This window comes from Shinella sedimenti (genome assembly GCF_022601905.1).
Taxonomy (GTDB): Bacteria; Pseudomonadota; Alphaproteobacteria; order Rhizobiales; family Rhizobiaceae; genus Shinella; species Shinella sedimenti.
Window position 1 is genome coordinate 398,335 of sequence record NZ_JAKVIN010000005.1, and the last position, 19,603, is coordinate 417,937.

The window sequence follows — 19,603 nt, forward strand, 5'->3', positions numbered from 1 at the left end:
CTGGTTTTCGCCCATCGCGCCGTCGCGTTTACTCTTGTATTTTTAAACTTACATGTGTATCAAATAGCGCGCAGGCCGAGAGTTACGGGATTCGAGGCCGCCATGCACCATTCAGGCGGGAGGAGACTTCGCCTGACCCACGGGAGACCATCATGAAGAAAATCGCCATACTTTTGGCATGCGCAACTGCGCTTGCTCTGCCCTTCACCGCGACCGCTCAGGACGCCGAAGGAACTACCAAGAAGGATGCCTACCGCTTCGTTGTCGTGCCGAAGGTCGTGCATCCCTGGTTCGACAAGGTGAACGAGGGTGCGCAGGCCGCAGCCGCGGCCATCAAGGCCCAGACTGGCTCCGACGTCGAAGTCATCTATTCCGCACCGCAGGCTGCCGACGTGGTTCAGCAGAACCAGATCATCGACAGCGCACTTGCGACCCAGCCGGACGGCTTGGCGCTCGACCTGCTTGACCCCTCTGGTAACCGCGCCTCCCTCGAGGAAGCCCAGAACCAGAAGATTCCGCTGGTCATCTTCGATTCCGTACCGCCGGAAGGCATGGCCATTCCCTATATCGGTTCGGATTTCTGCGAGCAGGCCAAGATTGCGGCCCGCCGCCTCGTCGAGGTTCTTGGCGGCGAAGGCGAAGTCGCCATCATGCAGGGTGTTCCGACGGCGCCAAACCACTCGATCCGCGCTGAATGCCACCGCCAGGTCTTCGCCGAACATCCGGGTATCAAGGTCGTCGCCGAAGGCATCGACAATGACAGCATCGAAACGGCCCAGCAGCAGGCTGCCGCCATCATGCAGGCAAACCCGAACCTCAAGGGCTGGGTTGCATCGGACGCTGCCGGCCCAATCGGCATCGGCCAGGCGATCGTCGAAGCCGGCAAACAGGGCAAGGTCACGCTCGTCGGTCTCGACAACCTGCCGGAAATGCTCGACATGATCCGGGAAGGCGTTGCTGACAGCTCGTCCGCTTCGCAGCCGGAACTGCAGGGCTACTGGTCTGTCATGCTGCTTTGGGCGCAGACTACCGGCGCAAAGGTCCCCGGCTATCTGGACACCGGAAATGCCTTCCTGACAAAGGAAAATGTGGGCGGCTGATCCGAAAGGATCGCATGGCCTGAGGCGCGGGGTTCCCGCGCCTCCTCCATTTCTTTCAGGCGCTGAGGTGCCCAATGGCTTATCTTGAAACCCGCGGCCTTGGCAGGGATTTTCCCGGCGTGACCGCGTTGAACGGGGTCGATCTGTCGATTGAACTCGGCCGCACGCATATTCTCGCGGGCGAGAATGGTGCGGGCAAATCGACCCTCGTGAAAATCCTGACCGGCACGGACCGGGCTTCCCGCGGCGATATCCTCATCGACGGTCGCAACCCCGTAGATGACCCATCCCTTTACAAGAATGTCGCCTACGTTCCGCAAGAGCTCAATCTCTTCCCCCAGATGAGCGTTGCCGAGAACCTGTTCATGCCGTTCAGCCGGACGGGACATGGCGGGCTTCTGGTCAACCGCAGCGCTCTGGTCGAGGAGGCACGCGGCTATCTCGAACGCTTCGGCATCGAGGCCGATCCGCGCGAACTTGTGGCCAACATCTCGGTTTCAGACCAGCAGCTGCTTCAGATCGCCCGCGCCTGCACCAATGCAGATATGAAGGTGCTGATCCTCGACGAACCGACGTCGTCCCTGACGCGCGTCGAGGTCGACAGGGTCTTCAGAGTGATCCGCAGCCTGCTCGATCGCGATCACGCCATCGTCTTCATCAGCCATAAGATGGATGAGGTCTTCGCTATCGGCAACGACTACACGGTCCTGCGCAACGGCGAGAAGATCGAAAGCGGAAAGATTGCCGACATTTCCGAAGCCGACCTGATCCGCGCCATGTCGGGTCGCGACATCGCCTTTGAAGAGCATTTTCGTCCGAAAGGTCCGATCAACGACACGATCATGAGCGTCCGGGGGCTTTCCGGACCGCGTTTCCAGGATGTCGACTTCGAGCTGCGTCGCGGCGAAATCCTCGGTTTTGCGGGACTCGTGGGTGCCGGCCGCTCCGAGGTCATGCAGACGATCTTCGGCTTCCTCAAAGCGAAAGCGGGCACTGTCACGGTCGAGGGAAAGGCCTGGACACTCAACGACACGGCCGCCTCGGTGGATGGCGGCATGCTCTATCTTTCTGAAGAGCGAAAGCATCACGGCATCTTCCCGCTGCTGTCGCTGCGTGAAAATATCGGAATTTCCATCCTGTCGCTGACGAAGGGCACCCTGGGAATCAGCAGCGGGCGCGAGCGTGAGGCCGTACAGAAGATCATCGACGAATATGGCATCCGCACCTCGGGAATGGGCAAGCGCATCTCGCAACTGTCCGGCGGCAACCAGCAGAAGGCAATCATCGGCCGGGCCATGGCAACAAGACCTCGCGTGCTGATCTTCGATGAGCCGACAAAGGGCATCGACATTCGCACGAAGACCGAGATCTACCGGATTATGAAGGGCCTTGCCGAAGAGGGCGTGGGCGTCATCCTCGTCTCGTCAGAGCTCGATGAACTCAAGAAGTGCGCAAGCCGCATTATCACGATGCATCATGGCCGCATCACCGGCGCGTTCGATACCGCCGAGACGAACAATGAAACACTCGTAGGCGCCATCTTTGGCACGGAGGCGAAAGCCGATGCAAACTAAACCCCTGGCACTTCTGACGCGCAGCCCGCTTGCCGGCGTTTTCGTCGCGCTGGCCGTCATCTTCACGCTTTCGGCGTTGATCTCCCCCTATTTCCTGACGCCCTACAACCTGTCCGTCATCGCGCGCGGCCTCGCCTTCGTCGGCCTCATCACGATCGCACAGTCGATGCTGATGGTGCTCGGCGAACTCGATCTCTCGCTCGGCGTGATCGGCGGCTTGTGCGGCGTCATCTCCGGCATTCTCATGGTGCGGCTAGGAGTGGAACCCTACTCCGCGATGCTTCTGGCTGTTCTGCTCGGTGCCGCTCTTGGCCTCGTGAACGGTCTGCTCGTGACCATGCTCAGGCTTCATTCGTTGGTGCTGACCATCGGCACGGCCGGCATCTTCGGCGGCGCGAACCTCGTCCTGACGCGAGGCGTGGCGATCACCGGCATCCCGAAAGACGTGCAGTATCTCGGCCGTGGTGATGTCCTCGGCATGCCCGTACCGTTTGTGATCATGCTGATGGCGCTGGCCGTCGCCACCTTCGTGATGCTAAAGACGCCTTTTGGCCGCTACATGTATGCGATCGGCAACAACCAGGCCGGCGCGCGCATGCTCGGAATCAAGGTCGACAAGGTCCGTCTCTTCGTGTTCGTGGTCGCCGGCGCGATCGCCGCCCTTGCGGGCGTACTCATGGTAGCCCGCCTCGGCACGGCCCAGCCGTCGATCGGCGAAACATGGGTGCTCGCGCCCATCGCGGCATCCGTCATTGGCGGCGTAGCCACGACCGGCGGCGTCGGCAGCCCGATCGGCGCCATCTTCGGTGCCGGCATCATCGCAATCATTGAGAATATCATCGTACTGTTCGGCGTCTCGCCCTACTGGCAGGGTATCGTCTCGGGCGCGATCGTCGTACTCGCCATTTCCTTCGACGCCATTTCCCGCCGCTATCTGCGTCGCGACGCGTGACGCATCGGCTGCATCGATCTGACGAAAGACAAGAGAATGAACCAGGAAGTCAAAACCAAGAAACTGATCAACGCACCAGAAAACATCATCGCCGAGATGATCGAAGGCATGGTCGGCGCGCATCCCGACATGCTGCGGGTGGAGGGGGAAACCGGACGCGCCGTTGTTGCGGTCGATGGTCCGCGTGACGGCAAGGTTGGCATCGTCGTGGGCGGCGGATCTGGGCACGAGCCAGCTTTCGCAGGCTATGTCGGCCGGGGTCTTGCGGATGCCGCCGCAGTCGGCAATGTCTTCGCCTCTCCATCACCGTCGCACATCGTTGAGGCCGCGCGGGCGGTGGATGGCGGCGTCGGCGTTGTGATGCTCTACGGAAACTATACAGGAGACGTGCTCAACTTCACCATGGCGGCGGAAGAGCTGGAGCAGGCCGGCATCGCGGTGCGTCATGTGGCGGTCGCCGACGACGTTGCTTCTGCGCCGGTCGAACGGAAGTCCGAACGGCGCGGCATCGCCGGCGACTTCTTCGTCTTCAAGATCGCTGGCGCCGCCGCCGATCTGGGCGAGCCGCTGGCGCGCGTGGAGGCGCTCGCGCAGGCCGCAAACGATGCGACCCGATCGATGGGCGTGGCGCTCAGCCCCTGCTCGCTCCCGCAGACAGGTAAGCCGAACTTCACGATCGGCGACGACGAGATGGAAATCGGCATGGGGCTCCATGGCGAACCCGGCATCCGCCGCCAGAAGCTCGCGACGGCAGACGCAGTGACGGATGAACTCGTCGATGCCATCCTGAAGGAACTTCAGGTGGAGGCCGGGCAGCGCGTCGCCGTTCTGGTGAATGGGCTGGGCGCGACCTCGCAGATAGAGCTCTACGTCATCTTCCGCCGCGTCAAGCAGCGCCTCGATGAACTTCGCATCGAAATCCACGCATCCTGGGTCGGTGAGTACGCGACATCGCTGGAAATGGCCGGCGCATCGGTCACAGTGATGAAGCTCGACGAGACGCTCCAGCCATTGCTGGACCATCCGTGCCGCACCCCCGCCCTCGTTGTTGGCACGTTCGAGAAGAGCAGTGGTGTCGCGTCGCGCACCCGCCAAAGCGCGAAACTGGTTGAAAGCACGGCTCCTTCCGACGGAAAGCCCGGCGTTCTCGTTACGGAGGGTGACGTGACGCCCGCCATCTTCAAGGCGATGATGGACACGGTGGGTGAGCAGATCATCGCCGAAAAAAACTGGCTTTCCGAACTCGACGGCGTGATCGGCGACGGCGACCACGGCGTGACAATGGAAATCGGCTGGAAAGCCGTCCAACTGGCGCTCAAGGATGCCCAGGACGACGAGACGATCGAATCCATCTGCAAGCGAATGGCCAAGGCGTTCCTCGATGCGGTCGGCGCATCCTCCGGCCCGCTCTATGCCACCGCATTTCTGCGAGCGGGCACTGCTGTCAGCAACCGCCTCAATCTCGACGGCGTGGGCATGGCGGAATGGCTGAATGCGGCCTGCCAGGGTATCCGCGACCGCGGGCGGGCCGAACCCGGCGACAAGACGATGGTCGATGCATGGGTCCCGGCTGTCGAAGCGGCCGCAAAGGCAGCGGCCAGTGGCGGCTCGTCGCTTGAGGTGCTGGTTGCGGCAAGAGATGGCAGCGAGGCCGGCATGAAGGCTACCGCGGCATTGGAATCGCGGCGGGGCCGTTCCGCCAAGCTCGGCGAACGCTCCGTCGGCCATATAGACCCCGGTGCGGCATCGACCTACGTCACTCTGCGCGCCATGACAGCAGCGCTTGAAGAAGCGCGCGGCTAAACGAGTTCAGCGCGGGCCCTGCAGGAGGGCCCGCGCAACCCCCTCATTCGTAACGAGCCGATTGACGTAGCCGGCGCGCAGAATAGCGCGGATGATCGGTATCTTGCGGATACCGCCCGAAACCAGCACAGAAATCGGCTTGAGCTTGAGCTTTTCCGGCGGCAGCGCAATGATCGACTCGTTCAGAAAATGATCGATGGGGCGACCTTGTGCGTCCAGAAACCACCCCATAAACTCTCCCACGGCGCCGCGCTTCAGAACCGTATCGAGATTGTCCTTCACGACGCGGATCTGGGTGAGCGAGGTGTCCTGCGTCAGCGCACCGCATGAAACGATGCCCACATCCGCTATCTCTGTTCGCGCAAGCACATCTGTGAGCTCGTCGTTCAGCAGCACCGCATCGCGGCTTTCGGGATTTGCGCAGTAGATTGGAGCCGTCAGATAATGACATTCGATGCCGAGAGCGCGTGCGAACGCCGTCGCAACCTCGAACGTGTTCGTCGACGAGCCGCTTGTCACGCCGCCGGTCAAGCCCACGACCCAGCTTTCCGACCGCGGACGCGCACGAAGCGCGCGAACGGCGAAGCTCAGGGTTCTGCCCGACCCGATGCCGACCCCCATGTCGCGGTCTTCTATGAGCTCGCTTGCGAGCGTTCCGGCCGCCTCGCCAATGACGCGTTTCTGCTCGATGTAATCATCCAGGTCCGGCACCACGACCGCGTCGGCGAGGCCATATCGATCGGACACTTCCTCCGCGAGTTCGATGCAGTCCGTCAAGGGCAGCGAAACACTCACCTGCACGGCACCGGAATCACGAACCTGGCCGATGATCTTGTTGACCTTCAACCGCGTGATATTCATCCTCTGGGCGATTTCCTGCTGGGTCTGCCCCCCTATGAAGTAGAGCCAGGCAACGCGCGCGCGCTCTAGGTCCTCGTCCAGAAATCCCGGTTCATTTGGCATTGAGTGGCACACTCCATATCGCGCCTCCTCAAATAGCGACTTCGCCCTGGACGGGCAACCGGGTGCGGACCGGTACCGATATCGGCAACGTCAAAGGTGCGCGACATCCCTGCATTAAAAGTGTGCCGGCGAACTTGCCGCCGGCACACTGTTGACATCACAGAACGAGAAACCCTGCATCGACCGGGTCATAGCGATTGCGGCCGGCGCCGCAAGCATAGCCGCCATCGTCTCCAACGCGGCAAGATCCCTGGGGTGGAAAGGCGAGAAAATTGTTCTCGGTGATCGACACGCCGATCACCACCACCAAAGGCAGCACAAGATAGGTCAGTGTGGTCAGCGCCATGAGACGAATGACCATCTCAGTTTCCTGTCTTGTCACGCACGCCGATGCGCGTCATCCAGGACGAGATGCCGATAATATCCACGGATGCGCCCGGCGAGTGTGCCGCAGGCGCATTTTTTCCAGTTGCCACCTGATGGAACCGACAGCCGCGTGCGCAAAGCGTTGCACTTCATGGAGCAGCAGCTCGACCAGCCACCCAACAGCCTTGCGATCGCACGCTATTGTGCGATTTCGCATCGCCAACTTGAGCGCCTGTTTCGAGCAAATCTCAATCAGACCATAGGACAGGCCTTCAGAAGCATGCGACTAAACTATGGGCGCTACCTACTCTCGGGTGGCTCGCTCTCGGTCATGGAGATCGCGAATATCACGGCTTCGCCGACACGGCACATTTTTCCCGCGAGTTTCGAAAAGCTTTCGGACAAACGCCCAGCAGCTTCCGGACATCGTCTTGTCTAAGGGACGCACTTTGAGCATGTTATCGATGTGAACGATCTAATCGGCGGCCCAGACATCCTGTTGCTTTTGAGCGACGTCAAGCACCCAGCCTCGCTTCACGCATATCACGGCCGGGCGGCATTCCGAACAGACGCGTGTAGTCCCTTGTAAACTGCGGCACGCTTTCATAGCCGACAAGGTGGGCTGCGTGGGCGATGCCGGCGCGTTCCATAAGCATTGTCCGGCGCGCCTCGATCAGCCGCAGCTGCTTTTGGAACTGGAGCGGTGACAGTGTGGTGACAGCCCGGAAATGCTGATGGAAGGACGATTCACTCATTCCCGCCTCTGTCGCAAGATCGGCGATGCGTAGCGTGCTGGCATAGTCCTGGCGGATCACTGCCACCGCCCGCGCTATACGATCGGCGTGGGTATCGGCCCTGCCAAGCGAGCGGATCGCAGCACCATGCCGCCCTGTCAGCAACCAGTAATGCATCTCGCGTATCAATGCGTCACCCAGCACCGGCAGAGCGGAGGGCCTCTCCATCAGTCTCATCAACCGCTGCGCCGCGTCCATCACGTCGGCGTCCGCCGGCTCGACATGGATCGGGCCGGAATCGACGGGACGCAGATCAGCCTCGGTGGCCAGAGCACGCAGGAGAGCCGCATCGAGCTCAAGCGCGACCGCGTAATACGGAGCTGACGGGCTTGCATCGAGAATCTGGCTTATCGTCGGCACATCGGCCGTGATGACTAGGGCTTCGCCTGCGCCATATTCGAAGCTCTTCGTCCCGATGGTCACGCGTTTGCGGCCCTGAAGGCAGATCGCTATCAGCGGCTTTTGCACCGCGACCTGCAATTCGCCTGGATGCAGCACACGAACCGCACCTAAACCGCGAAAGGGCGTGGGCGCAAAACCGGACCGGTCGGAATGCCCATTAGTATGACGACGAACCAGGTCGAGAAGAGTGTGCATTAGAACGTCTTATGAAAATTTCGTTGCCGTATCAGGCAAGGATATCGGCTCATTTGCAAGCCATATCATCGAGATTCGCAGAAACAGGCAAAACTAGGCGAGGAACAGGCAACTGTTCGGGGCGCTTCCGCGCCATCTTGGGCTCACCCCACCGACGGAAGGAGCATTCCATGAGTAAAATCGCACTGATCACCGGCGCCAATCGCGGCCTTGGCCGCAACACAGCCATCGCGATTGCCCGCCACGGCGGGGATGTCATCGTGGTCTATCGTGGCAATGCCGCGCAGGCCCGTGAGGTCATCGCGGAAATCGAGGCCATGGGCCGCAAGGCCGTCGCCCTACAGCTCGATGTTGCAAACCTGGCAAGCTTTCCGGCCTTTGCCGATACGCTGCGCAACAGCCTGCACGAAATCTGGAACCGCGAAACGTTCGATCATCTCATCAACAATGCTGGTCACGGCGAATTCGCCCCGTTCCGTGAGACGACCGAAGCACAGTTTGACGGGCTGTTCGACGTTCACGTGAAGGGCGTGTTTTTCCTGACCCAAGTGCTGTTGCCGCTCATCGCTGACGGTGGCCGGATCGTCAATTTCTCGACCGGCCTGACGCGTTTCTCCTATGAAGGCTTCTCGGCCTATGCGGCCGCCAAGGGTGCGGTCGAAACCCTGACGCGGTATATGGCGAAAGAGCTGGGCCCGCGCGGCATTGCCGTGAATACCGTTGCGCCTGGAGCTATCGAGACCGATTTCGGTGGTGGAGTTGTGCGCGATAACAGGGATCTAAACGCACAGTTCGCCCAGCTGACGGCACTCGGTCGCGTCGGCCTACCCGACGATATCGGTCCGATGGTCGCGAGCCTGCTCTCCGATGACAACCGCTGGGTGACTGCGCAGCGCATCGAAGTTTCGGGCGGTCAGGTTATCTGACCCTCGGCCGGAGCGGTGGCGAGCCCAAGAGGGCCCTTGCCCATCGCTCCGCTGGCCATACACCTTGTCATAACGCGATCGGCAGCTCGGCCACCGAGGGAACGCTTCCGTCCTATTTGTTCAATAAGCATCGGCAGGAAACTGGCCATCACCTACGGGGCCTCGAACACCCCACGTTTGTGCAAGCGACAAGCACTCCCGCCAGGGTACGATCGCGCCGGTTGTGGAGATGCTGCGAAGGGACGCGGCGGCGGCGGCATGAGCAAGTTGCAATGATTGTGACATTGGCCAATCCTCATGAAGGCCATAGATCATGCCAGCGGCAAAAGCGTCGCCCGCACCGTTTGCCCCCTTGATCTCGCTTTCGGGAATGGCAACCGAGGGCAGGACCGCATGCTCCCCGTCACGCGTTACGGCGATCGCGAAGCCCGGGCAATGCACGGCAACGAGCTTCATCGCGCCCCGCTGCATGACCGCCTGCGCCGCCCTGATGCATGCGTTCCTGTCCGGCGCACCGGCCAGAGCGGTCTCGATTCCGGCAATCGCCCCGATCTCCAGGTCATTTACAATGAGATAATCGAGATGCGGCAGGCATGGTGCGACAAGCGCGGCCATCAGCTTCGGCTCGATGCTGGCCAATTCCATATTCGTCAGCAGGCCGGCCGCGCGCGCCTTTTTCAGCACAGCCACCCAACCATTCGGCTCATCGTGCCAAGGTGCATCAAGAATGCGATGCACGCCCGGCAGCCCGAGATGCAAAAAGCGCATGCGTGTTTCGGTAAAATCGAAATGCTCAGGCGTTAACAGTGCGCCTGTTCCGGCATGGAAGATATGGGTGCGTCTGTGCGTTGCGCGCGACACGAAGGCATCGCAGAACTGGGTGGCGGCGCCTTCCGTTGTCCTCATCTGCCGCGTATCGATCCCGGCGGCCTTGGCGGTCGCCATGAGGAAGCGGCCATCGTCATCGTCTCCGACAAGAGCGATCGTCTCGACTGGGATGGATGGATCGAGCAGCTTGATGTCAACGGCGAGATTGCAGCCCGATCCCCCGCCGTGACGCTCTTCCTCGAACAGTTCGGCAAGGCCATCCTCGCCGGGCCAGTGGCTGACCGTGCGATTGTAATCGACACACCACGTGCCGGCTGTGAGAATACCCCGCCGGCCGCTGGTCATTTCGACTGTTCCGCCTTGAGAACGGCTTCGGTGACGACGTTATCCTCTGCGAGGTCGCGAATAGGTTTGATGCCGTCCTTCGCAAGGCTCGCGTGATAGGCCTTCACGGCCTCGGAGGGTACAATGGTTCCCGAAGCGACCTCGCGCATGAAACGCACCATTTCCAACGGATTTTCGGCAAGGTTGATCTTGCGGCCGAACAAGGCCACCCGTGCGCCGAAACGTTCGGCCTGGTGCAGGAGTTCGAAGCAATCGCGCGTCGTTCCAGCGCCGCCACCGAGGACGCCGACGATGACGCTCGGATCATAGGAGGCGAGTTCCTCCATTGCCTTGGCCCCGTTGAACGGGATTTTGAGGAACTGCGGCCGGTCCGCCTTCGTCACACCGGCAAGGCAGCGCATCATGACGTCGTTGACATAGTGCGGCACCATGTCAGGCGCGATACCGGAATCGACATTCGGATTGAAGACTTCGAGGAAGTATTTGAAATTGTTGCGCGCAGCGTCCTCCCGGAACGCATGGAACGCCTCCAGCGCCTGGTAGTCATGGTCGAGATCGTTGTTGAACGTGATGGAATAAAGCCCGAGGTCCGTGCCGGTGATCGGAGCGCCCGGCGCCGGGTCGATGGTGCCGGTGGCAACGCGCGAAAGAGATGCCGTCCGGAAAGGACGCGACGGCTGTTTCGAATAGGTCGCGCCGCGGCAGACCCAGACATCTGTCGTGTCGTTGGCGCGGATTGCAGGCTTCACCGCGCTGTTGCGGTAAACGCCCATCTCGATCAGCGCCTCCATGTTGGAGGCGGATGTCAGCATGATATCGACGAGATCCTGCTCGACAACGGCGCGGATGTTCTCCAGGAATTCGGGCCGAGTGTAGTGACGCGACCAGCTACCGTCTTTTGCGCGCTTGGGACCGCATGACGTCATGCTCGGCCCCATGTCGCCATCCTTGGCGTCGGCGATGATGAAGTCGTTACGCGTGTACTGACCGGCGCGGATGCGCGCAAGCTTCTGGTCGAGGCGGTACATGGGATTGGTTCCTTTCGTTGCGGCCCTGCCTTAGGCGGGCGGGAAGGCTCAGGCCGTCGCGGCACCGGTCATGATGGCGACGACATCGTTCATGGTATGGGTTTTCGGCGACACCACCGCCGCACGTCGGCCGAGCCGCATGATGTGAATGCGGTCGGCGATATCGAAGACGTTGGGCATATTGTGGCTGATTAGCACAACGGCCAGGCCGCGATCGCGGATCGAACGGATGAGTTCCAGAACCTGCCCGGTCTCCCGCACGCCAAGCGCGGCGGTCGGCTCGTCCATGATGACCAGTTTGCGGGCGAAGAGCGCCGCACGCGCGACGGCCACCCCTTGTCTCTGTCCGCCAGAGAGCGACTCGACAGGATTATCGATGGCCGGCAGACGGAACTTCAATTCGTTCATCGCGCGCCGGGCTTCCTCGCGCATCTTCTTCTTGTCAAGACGACGAAAGAGGCTGCCCAGGAGGCCCGGTGCACGCAATTCACGGCCGAGGAACAGATTGGACGCGATGTCGAGCGCCGGGGCGACGGCCAGATCCTGATATACCGTCTCGATACCGGCATGGCGCGCATCGAGCGGACCCTTAAAGTGGATCGGAACACCGTCCAGCAGAATTTCCCCGCTGGTCGGGTGCAACGCACCGGTCAGCGCCTTGATCAGCGTGCTCTTGCCGGCACCATTATCGCCGACGACAGCAAGGATTTCGCCGGCGCGTAGTTCGAAGTCGACGCCGTCGAGTGCAGTGACATGGCCATAGGTTTTCACCACGTTGCGTGCCTCGAGAACGATATGGGGCGTGGTCTCGGCAGACATCAGTTTTTCCTCCGGGACATCTGATCGAGCGCGACGGCGATAATGACGAGGATACCCGTCACAAGGTCCTGCCAGAGCGGATCGATGCCGGCGAGCGTGAGACCGTTGCGCAGGACGCCGACGATGAGCGCACCGATCAGCGTGCCGATGAGGCCGCCGCGCCCGCCGAAAAGGCTGGTGCCGCCGATGACGACAGCAGTGATGGAATCGAGGTTCGCGCTCTGCATCGCGTTGGGATCGGCATTGGGTATGCGGCCGAGTGCGAGCCAGGCGGCGATACCGTAGATCAGGCCCGCGAGCAGGTAGACCGAGAGCAGATGGCGTCGCACCGGGATACCGACGAGGCGCGCAGCCTCGGTGTTGTTGCCGATCGCATAGACATGGCGGCCCCATTTCGTCTGGTTCAGCAGATACCAGACAACGGCGTAGAGCGCGAACATGATCAGCACACCATAGGTCAGCACGAAGCCGCCGAGCTTCATCGTGTTGCCTGTCCAGGCGAGAAAGGGATCGCGCACCGGAAAAGCGCCGCCCGCTGAAATCAGCCGCAGGGCGGCCGTCAGAATGCCGAGGATACCGAGCGTCACAATGAAGGGCGGAAGCCGGAGCCCGCTGACGAGGCCGCCGGCGGCAAGCCCGGCCGCTGTGCAAAGCAGGATGGCGAAGCCCATCGAAAGAACGGGATCGTAGCCAAGGTTGACAAGCTTGCCCGCGACGATCGTGCCGAGAACGCAGATGGCGCCGACAGCGAGGTCAATGCCGGCCGTCAGGATGACCAATGTCTGGCCGATGGCCAGCACACCGATGATGACGGTTTGCTGCAGGATAATCGACAGGTTGTGCGTTGCTAGGAAGCGCGGGTTGCTGAGTGCGAAAATCAGGCAGAACCCGATCAGCACCAGAAGCGGCCCCGCCGAGGGCGCACCCAAGATGCGCGATTTCAGGCTTCGCGATGCGTCGGCTGGAGAAACGGTGGCTGTTGTCATGGCGATCTCATGCTGATGGTCATCTTGCACGGCATTGCCCCTTCGGCATAGGCAGGCTGCCAGCAGCCGGCTCTGTGCTCACGGACGCAAATTGCCCCGAAACGGGGCCACGCTCGGCACGAACGTCACGTGGCCCCACCGGGAGAAAGCGTTTAATCACCCCAGCAGTTTTCAAGTCCCCAGGCGGTATCCTTCGATTCCAGGCCTTCGACCGGCTTGTCCGTAATCAGGAAAGAACCGGTATTGACGAAGCCGCTCGGCTTTTTTCCCGTGGCTGCGTATTCCACTACGGCGTCGACACCCATAGCGGCCATCTTGTAGGGGAATTGCATGACGGTTGCGGCGATCTTGCCGTCCTTGACGTCGCGAACACCGGCACACCCACCGTCGATCGAGGTCAGCATGACCTCGCCTTCCTTGCCAAACGACTTAAGGGCTGCATAGGCGCCGGCGGCCGCGGGTTCGTTGATCGTATAGACGGCGTTGATGTCGCCGTTCTTGGAGAGCAGGTTCTCCATGCCGACCTGGCCCTTATCCTGTGCACCATTTGTAATGGCCGCACCGGCAATCGACGGATCGCCTTCGGCGATGCCGAAACCCTTCAGGTAGCCATCGTGACGGAAAGTGTCGACGGTACCACCCGGCGTGCCGTCAAGCATGGCGACGACGGCCGTCTTGTCGCCGAGCGCCTTGCGGGCATAAGTCCCCTGCTGCACACCGGCCTCGAAATTGTCGGTGGCGAAGGTCGCGTCGACAGCATCCGCCGGATCCGTTGCCGTGTCGAGCGCGATTACAAGCACGCCGGCCTCGCGTGCCTTCTTGATGACGTCGAGCATGCCTGACGAATTGTTCGGGGTGACCAGAATACCTTTTGCACCCGCGCTGATAAGATCCTCGATGGCGGCGACCTGGCCTTCATTGTCGCCGTCGAACTTGCCGGCGCGCGCTATCAGCTTCACGCCCTTTTCCTTGGCGCGGGCGTCGGCCGCCTGGCGCATCTTGACGAAGAACGGATTGACCTCGGTTTTCGTGACGAGGCCGACGATGACCTCTTCAGCCGAAGCCGAACCAGCAAAAAAAGCCAGGCCTAGCGCGAGGCCGAGCGCGCCGAAAGCCGTGGAACGCACGGATGTGCGAATGCGATGAAGCGACATGAAATCCTCCCAAATTTGATGACGCCGCCGAGCCTTTGGCTCTCGCGGTCGGCGCAGCCTCTCCTCAAAGGCCAAGAGAATTTGCGCACTTCTTTTGGATAAAGTCAAATACTAATAGCGTCCCTTTTGTATGTTTTTATCCAAAATAAGAACAACGCAAAGACACTGCTTCTTTCAGAGATTGCGAAGCGCATGCATAGCCGAGTGAACAGCGCCGCCTGAAGTAAGCCCGCGGTAAACTTCATAGACGGATCGGTAGCGGCAAGCGCTCTTGGCCCTCGGCTCGATGCGCGTGAACCGTTGCGCACCGATGCGTGTGGCACCTTCAGTATAGGTCTCGACCACACCACTGGCGACGGCACCATGGATTGCAGCGCCCACGGCGGTAGCGTTTTCAATATCGGGCACTTCTACGACACAATCGAGAATGTCAGCCATCATCTGCACCAGCAACGGATTTGCGCGCGCAAGGCCGCTTGCCATCAACACGCGGTCCACCGGCAACCCTCCTGCAGGAAAAAGGTCGAAGATCGTTCGCGCACCAAAACAGAGACCCTCCATGAGGGCAAGATAGATTTCGCCCGCTGTCGTCTGGCGGGTCAGGCCGGCAAGCAGACCCGAGAGATTACCGTCGGCGAACGGCACGCGGTTCCCGCCCAACCAGTCGATCGCGACAAGACGGCCGGCTGCAGGTTCGAGCCCGGCAGCCTCTTCGTTGTAGGCAAGGAAGCTTGCCGGCATATCCGCGCCGCGCGGAAACGTACGCACGAACCATGCAAGCGTATCGCCGAAACTCGGCTGGCCCGCCTCGTAACACCAGAGCTGCCGTACGGATCCATCGAAGGCAACGCCTTCGATGCCGGGTGGCAACGGACGGTACTCGTTCCCGAGATAAAGGTAGGCAGCAGACGTTCCCAGCGCACCGACAAAACAGCGCGGCGAAACAGCGCCGATGGCCGGCAACAAGACGTGCGAATCGATGACTGCCACCGCGACGACAGCTGCTCCCTGAATGCCCGTTACGTCACGCCAGCCCGCCGATAGCGCCCCCGCGGCTGACCCGACCGGCAGGGGGATTGAAAGCCGCTCCTGAAGATCACCCACGATGTCCTTCGGATAACCGGAAGCGGCGGAAAATTGTGCCTTGAAGGCGGCGAAGCCCAGGCCCCGCGCCTCGTGTCCGGTCAATTGCCAGACAAGCCAATCGCCGCTCTCGATGTACCGTTCCGTCGCCGTCCACACATCCGGCGCTTCGGCCGCAATCTGCGCGGCCTTCGCCAGCAGCCATTCGCCGGAAACGCGGCCACCGAAGTTGTCGAGAAATGGTCCAGGGCGGGCGTTTATGCTGTCCGCATAGGCCTGCGCGTTGTGCTTCCAGAGTTTTACATAGGCGTGCGGATCGCCAGGGTATAGTCGCGAAAGCGGCACGCCGTCGGCACGAGCCGGAAGCGGCGAACTGGCTGTAAAACCGAGCCCGATGCCGGCAATCGTTCGTCCGCGCCCCAACTGCGAGAGAATGTCGACCGCTGCCTCCGTATAATCATCGGCGTTCTGCAGCGAGAAACCGGAGGGGATGCGACTTCCGTCAAGCAGGACATCCGTCATGATCCCGTGGCGATAGGGATGGACATGATGGGCCATCTCTTGCCCCGTTTCGGCATCGACCAGCACGCCCCTTGCAGATTCGGAGCCGTAGTCCAACCCGATCAGATATTTACGCACGAACGATCTCTCCACCCGCAATCATGCGATACATACAAAAAAATACATAAATAGCAATGTTATGTATTTTATTATACATAATCGGCCAGAACATTGAAACGCGTCGCTTTATTTCGCCGACCTTTCCCGCTAGAGCGGGAACGACGGGAGCTTTGCATGAAAAAACCGAACCCTGATTTCGACAGGACGATGATCGATGGCGCGGGAAGCCTACTTTCCCTGATAGCGTCGGGCGTAGCGACATCGCGCGCCGAGCTTCTGGAAGCGTCGGGCCTTTCACGCGCCACGGTCACACAACGGCTGAACGGGCTTCTGGCAAGCGGGCTCGTGCGTGAGACGCAGGACACCCTTCCAAGTGGCGGACGCCCAACGCGGCTACTGGCGATCAACGCGGCCAGCGGGTTCGTGATTGTCGCCAACATTGGCGAAACGCATATCCATCTTGCAGCCATGGATTTGCAGCCAGCCGTTCTGGCCGAGACGACGCTGCCCTTCTCGATCACCAGCGGTCCCGACGACACGCTTACACAAATCAGCGATGCGATTGCCGCCCTGGCAGTAGAAGCACGGAAGGCGAACCGCCTGTTCGTCGGGATCGGGTTAAGCCTGCCGGCCCCGGTCGACTTCAAGCGCGGCTGCGTTGTCGGCCCATCCGTCCTGCCCGGTTGGGATGAATTCGACATCATAGGTTGGCTGAAGAACCGTTTCGCGGTACCGGTCTATGTCGAGAACGACGTGAACCTGATGACGATCTGCGAGCACAAGCGCCGTTTTCCGGCCATAGACGACATGGTCTTCGTCAAAATCGGGACAGGCATCGGAAGTGGCATGATCGCCGGCGGGCGGCTTTTTCGCGGCGCGCAGGGCGCTGCGGGTGATATCGGCCACATCCAGTTCCTGTCGGACGATGCGCCACTCTGCCGGTGCGGAAAATTCGGATGCATCGAGGCGCGCGCTGCCGGCTGGGCAATTGCGCGCGACCTGTCCGCGCGCGGCTTTCGCGCGGAAACGGCGCGCGACGTCATCTACCTCGTCGATCAGCGCAAACCCGAGGCCCTGATGCTGCTACGGGCGGCGGGACGAACCATCGGCGAGGTCGTTTCCGATGTCGTCAGCATCCTCAATCCGAGCCTGATCGTCATCGGCGGCACCCTGGCGCGAGGTGGAGACTTGCTGCTTTCGGGCATTCGCGAGCTCGTCTATCAGCGCTGTCTTCCGCTCGCGACGCGCAATCTCTCGATTGTGCTATCGACCGCGCAAGAGGACAGTGCGATGTTCGGAGCAGCATATCTCATATTGGACGACCTGTTTGGCGCCGCGAAGATCGATCAATTGCTTGAGCGATATTGCAATTGCACCGATTGAACATCGGTGGTTTCGACAACCTTCCGAGCCGTGTAAAACGTTGAGCGACTATGCTGGGAGTTGGCGTGTTTCATCATGCGCGAGCGCCTGTGCAACCGCTATTCTCGCCAATTCGAGCGCTGCCTCCCGCGTCCTTGCCGCTGCAATAAACCGCCCGTTGTGACAGAATGTTGCATCAGCGACTCCAGTCGCCATTGCGAGATCAGTGCCGGCCAGACCTGCCCAACTCGCCGGGAGATCGGCCCGCAGCTCGAACCCATCGCTTGATCGCCGGATGCCGGTAATGCACCAGTCGGTCTCTCGCGGATGAACGACGAACAACATATGATCCGCACCCGCCTTCACGATCGCCGGGCGGAAGGGCATTCCCATCGGAAGCTCCAATATCCGGTTATCGCCGGCCGCCGCAATTGCCTGAAGGACGATTGCGTGCGCTCGAAGTTTTGCGGCACTTTGGCGAATGGCCGCTTCTACGAAACTGCGCGCTATGGATAGTGCCTCATGGAAGGCACGATCATCGGCCCGTGGCCCGTTATCGTCGAAAACCGGTTTCAGTGTCTCGAGGAGGACAGGCAGCGTAAGCTTGGAAAGAACCCCAGCCGACGATGGACTAAGGGCACCATTGTCCATGAGGTCGACAGGCAGCACGAAATCACGATCGAACCCATCGTGAAGAGGGTCGATGTCCAGAGCGGGAATACTCAAGGCATTTAGATAATCGCGTCCAAACCGGCGCCAAATCAACCCGAAAGAACTGAAGGGCTGGCCGTCGTCGCGAAGCGGGGCACCTCGCTGGTGATGATCGAAAATCCCGGCATCCGGATCGTATGCTCCACCCACGTCATAGATGATCTTGTCGGAACCTGGGGTGATCCACTCCGGCGCACGGCTTCGGATGACGTTGGCGCGCGGAAACAGCCGGGTCAGGATGACGCTCGATAACAGTTCGTCAGCATGAAAGCCGCCGGAATGAGTGACGAGGAAGTCTGGGGCCATGCTTGGTCAGCCTGTCGATCTTGAGTGTTGCAAATCCAGTGTGGGATACGGATTGGACAACGAGCTTTCAAGAGGGCGGCGCAATGTAATCCTCACGATGGGCAGCCAGCTTACGCGGGAACACTCCGTTGGCGGAACTCGGCCGCTCGAATGATCCGGAGCGCGCAAAAGAAAGATGAGGAAAGTAATCTTGTTTTCCTCGGCGCTGGCGATTACAGGAGGCACATATTTGGTCGAGACCATGAAAAGGATGAGTGAGACGATGAACAGGATGTTTGCAGTTGCAGGAATTTGCGCGACTATCGGCATGCTCGCGACACCGACTCTTGCGGCGTCAACCGCCTATCCGCTCACGATAGACAACTGCGGTGCAAAGGTGACGTTCGACAAGGCCCCGGAACGCGCCGTCGGACTTGGCCAGAACAGTGCAGAGATCATGCTGCTGCTCGGCCTCGAGGACAGGATGGTAGGCACGGCCTTCTGGCCGAACAAGGTGCTTCCGCAACTCGCCGAAGCCAATGCGAAGGTCAAAGTGTTGACCGTCGAGTTTCCGACCTTCGAGGCCATTCTGGCGCAGACCCCGGATTTCGTCGCTGCCGCCTTGCCCAGCCTGATCGGCCCGTCGAGCAAGGTCGCCAAGCGAGAGGACTTCGAGAAGGTTGGCGTGCCAAGCTATATCTCGCCGAGCACCTGCGTCGCCGAAGGGGGAGCCAAGGACAAGTTCGGTTATGGCGACCGGTCGGAGCTCTGGAATCCGGACACACTCTACCAGGAGATCGATGAGATCGCCCAGATTTTTGACGTGCGCGATCGGGGAGACGCGCTCATTGCAGATCTGAAGAAGCGTGAGGCTGCGCTGCGCGCCGACGCACCGAAGGACGGAAAGAAGCTGTCCTACGTCTTCTGGTTCTCCAGCCCCTCGCCGTCGGCGGATGCCTATCTTGGCGGCAAGAACAGTGCGTCCGGTTATATTGCCGATGTGCTGGGCGGAACGAACGCCATAACGTCAGAGGCCGAGTCTCCTGCTCTTGGCTGGGAAAGCATCATCGCCAGCAATCCCGATGTCGTCGTCGTCGCGCAGGTCGATCGCAACCGCTGGGACCTGGATAAATCGGAGGCCAAGATCAAGTTCCTGACGACGGATCCTGGCACGAGCCAGATGCCGGCAGTCAAGAACAAGGCGATCGTGATCATGGACGGTCAGGCCATGAATCCGACCGTGCGCACGATCTACGGCGCCGAGCAAATCGCCGAGCAGTTGAAAACGCTAGGCCTGAAGTGACCA

General features: G+C 60.8%; 17 protein-coding genes and 1 pseudogene. 8 read left to right on the top strand and 10 right to left on the bottom strand.

Annotation, left to right across the window (positions count from 1 at the left end; genetic code table 11):
* Positions 1 to 152 precede the first annotated feature (152 nt).
* The 4 genes from MKI86_RS14135 (at position 153) to dhaL (ending at position 5,429) form a co-directional block, all read left to right on the top strand.
* Positions 153 to 1,100: a substrate-binding domain-containing protein gene (locus MKI86_RS14135; protein WP_241601544.1), complete on the top strand. Its 948-nt coding sequence runs from the start codon at positions 153 to 155 to the stop codon at positions 1,098 to 1,100.
* A gap of 74 nt (positions 1,101 to 1,174) precedes the next feature.
* Positions 1,175 to 2,674 carry a sugar ABC transporter ATP-binding protein gene (locus tag MKI86_RS14140; protein WP_241601545.1) on the top strand — a complete coding sequence of 500 codons (1,500 nt, stop codon included), beginning with the start codon at positions 1,175 to 1,177 and terminating at the stop codon, positions 2,672 to 2,674.
* A complete protein-coding gene (locus MKI86_RS14145; protein WP_241601546.1) occupies positions 2,664 to 3,626 on the top strand; it encodes an ABC transporter permease in 963 nt (320 codons plus the stop codon). The genes MKI86_RS14140 and MKI86_RS14145 overlap by 11 nt, the downstream gene beginning before the upstream one ends.
* Positions 3,627 to 3,662: 36 nt before the next feature.
* A complete protein-coding gene (dhaL, locus tag MKI86_RS14150) occupies positions 3,663 to 5,429 on the top strand; it encodes a dihydroxyacetone kinase subunit DhaL (RefSeq protein ID WP_241601547.1) in 1,767 nt (588 codons plus the stop codon).
* A 6-nt stretch (positions 5,430 to 5,435) separates the two neighbouring features.
* Here dhaL and MKI86_RS14155 read toward each other — a convergent pair whose 3' ends face one another.
* Entirely contained in the window at positions 5,436 to 6,392 is a 957-nt protein-coding gene (locus MKI86_RS14155) for a sugar-binding transcriptional regulator (RefSeq protein ID WP_241601548.1), read from the bottom strand.
* Positions 6,393 to 6,549: 157 nt separating this feature from the next.
* Complete coding sequence (locus MKI86_RS14160; RefSeq protein ID WP_241601549.1) at positions 6,550 to 6,753, bottom strand: hypothetical protein; 204 nt, start codon at positions 6,751 to 6,753, stop codon at positions 6,550 to 6,552.
* Between the two features lie 389 nt (positions 6,754 to 7,142).
* On the opposite strand from MKI86_RS14160, the pseudogene MKI86_RS14165 reads away from it, so the two are divergent.
* A pseudogene (locus MKI86_RS14165) lies at positions 7,143 to 7,211 on the top strand (hypothetical protein); the annotation flags it as partial.
* A 62-nt stretch (positions 7,212 to 7,273) separates the two neighbouring features.
* Here MKI86_RS14165 and MKI86_RS14170 read toward each other — a convergent pair.
* A complete protein-coding gene (locus MKI86_RS14170) occupies positions 7,274 to 8,149 on the bottom strand; it encodes an AraC family transcriptional regulator (protein WP_241601550.1) in 876 nt (291 codons plus the stop codon).
* A gap of 170 nt (positions 8,150 to 8,319) precedes the next feature.
* On the opposite strand from MKI86_RS14170, the gene MKI86_RS14175 reads away from it, so the two are divergent.
* Positions 8,320 to 9,075, top strand: a complete 756-nt coding sequence (locus MKI86_RS14175) for an SDR family NAD(P)-dependent oxidoreductase (RefSeq protein ID WP_241601551.1) — start codon at positions 8,320 to 8,322, stop codon at positions 9,073 to 9,075.
* Positions 9,076 to 9,195: 120 nt separating this feature from the next.
* Here the strand turns inward: MKI86_RS14175 and MKI86_RS14180 are convergent, their stop codons facing one another.
* The 6 genes from MKI86_RS14180 to MKI86_RS14205 form a co-directional block, all read right to left on the bottom strand.
* Positions 9,196 to 10,248: a carbohydrate kinase family protein gene (locus MKI86_RS14180; RefSeq protein WP_241601552.1), complete on the bottom strand. Its 1,053-nt coding sequence runs from the start codon at positions 10,246 to 10,248 to the stop codon at positions 9,196 to 9,198.
* On the bottom strand, positions 10,245 to 11,276 hold the full coding sequence (locus tag MKI86_RS14185; RefSeq protein WP_241601553.1) for a hypothetical protein: 1,032 nt from the start codon (positions 11,274 to 11,276) through the stop codon (positions 10,245 to 10,247). Before MKI86_RS14185 ends, MKI86_RS14180 begins: the two co-directional genes overlap by 4 nt.
* Before the next feature lie 48 nt (positions 11,277 to 11,324).
* Positions 11,325 to 12,095, bottom strand: a complete 771-nt coding sequence (locus tag MKI86_RS14190) for an ATP-binding cassette domain-containing protein (protein ID WP_241601554.1) — start codon at positions 12,093 to 12,095, stop codon at positions 11,325 to 11,327.
* The gene (locus MKI86_RS14195; protein WP_241601555.1) at positions 12,095 to 13,081 is read right to left on the bottom strand and encodes an ABC transporter permease; all 987 of its coding nucleotides are present in this window, start codon (positions 13,079 to 13,081) and stop codon (positions 12,095 to 12,097) included. Before MKI86_RS14195 ends, MKI86_RS14190 begins: the two co-directional genes overlap by 1 nt.
* A 152-nt stretch (positions 13,082 to 13,233) precedes the next feature.
* Entirely contained in the window at positions 13,234 to 14,235 is a 1,002-nt protein-coding gene (locus MKI86_RS14200; protein ID WP_241601556.1) for a substrate-binding domain-containing protein, read from the bottom strand.
* 174 nt (positions 14,236 to 14,409) lie between these two features.
* Positions 14,410 to 15,957: an FGGY-family carbohydrate kinase gene (locus tag MKI86_RS14205; RefSeq protein WP_241601557.1), complete on the bottom strand. Its 1,548-nt coding sequence runs from the start codon at positions 15,955 to 15,957 to the stop codon at positions 14,410 to 14,412.
* A 156-nt stretch (positions 15,958 to 16,113) separates the two neighbouring features.
* Here MKI86_RS14205 and MKI86_RS14210 point away from each other — a divergent pair, with 156 nt between their 5' ends.
* The gene (locus MKI86_RS14210) at positions 16,114 to 17,322 is read left to right on the top strand and encodes an ROK family transcriptional regulator (RefSeq protein WP_241601558.1); all 1,209 of its coding nucleotides are present in this window, start codon (positions 16,114 to 16,116) and stop codon (positions 17,320 to 17,322) included.
* Positions 17,323 to 17,370: 48 nt separating this feature from the next.
* Here MKI86_RS14210 and MKI86_RS14215 read toward each other — a convergent pair whose 3' ends face one another.
* On the bottom strand, positions 17,371 to 18,318 hold the full coding sequence (locus MKI86_RS14215; protein ID WP_241601559.1) for an MYG1 family protein: 948 nt from the start codon (positions 18,316 to 18,318) through the stop codon (positions 17,371 to 17,373).
* A 271-nt stretch (positions 18,319 to 18,589) separates the two neighbouring features.
* On the opposite strand from MKI86_RS14215, the gene MKI86_RS14220 reads away from it, so the two are divergent.
* Positions 18,590 to 19,600, top strand: coding sequence for an ABC transporter substrate-binding protein (locus MKI86_RS14220; protein ID WP_241601592.1), 1,011 nt, complete (start codon positions 18,590 to 18,592; stop codon positions 19,598 to 19,600).
* Positions 19,601 to 19,603 lie beyond the last annotated feature (3 nt).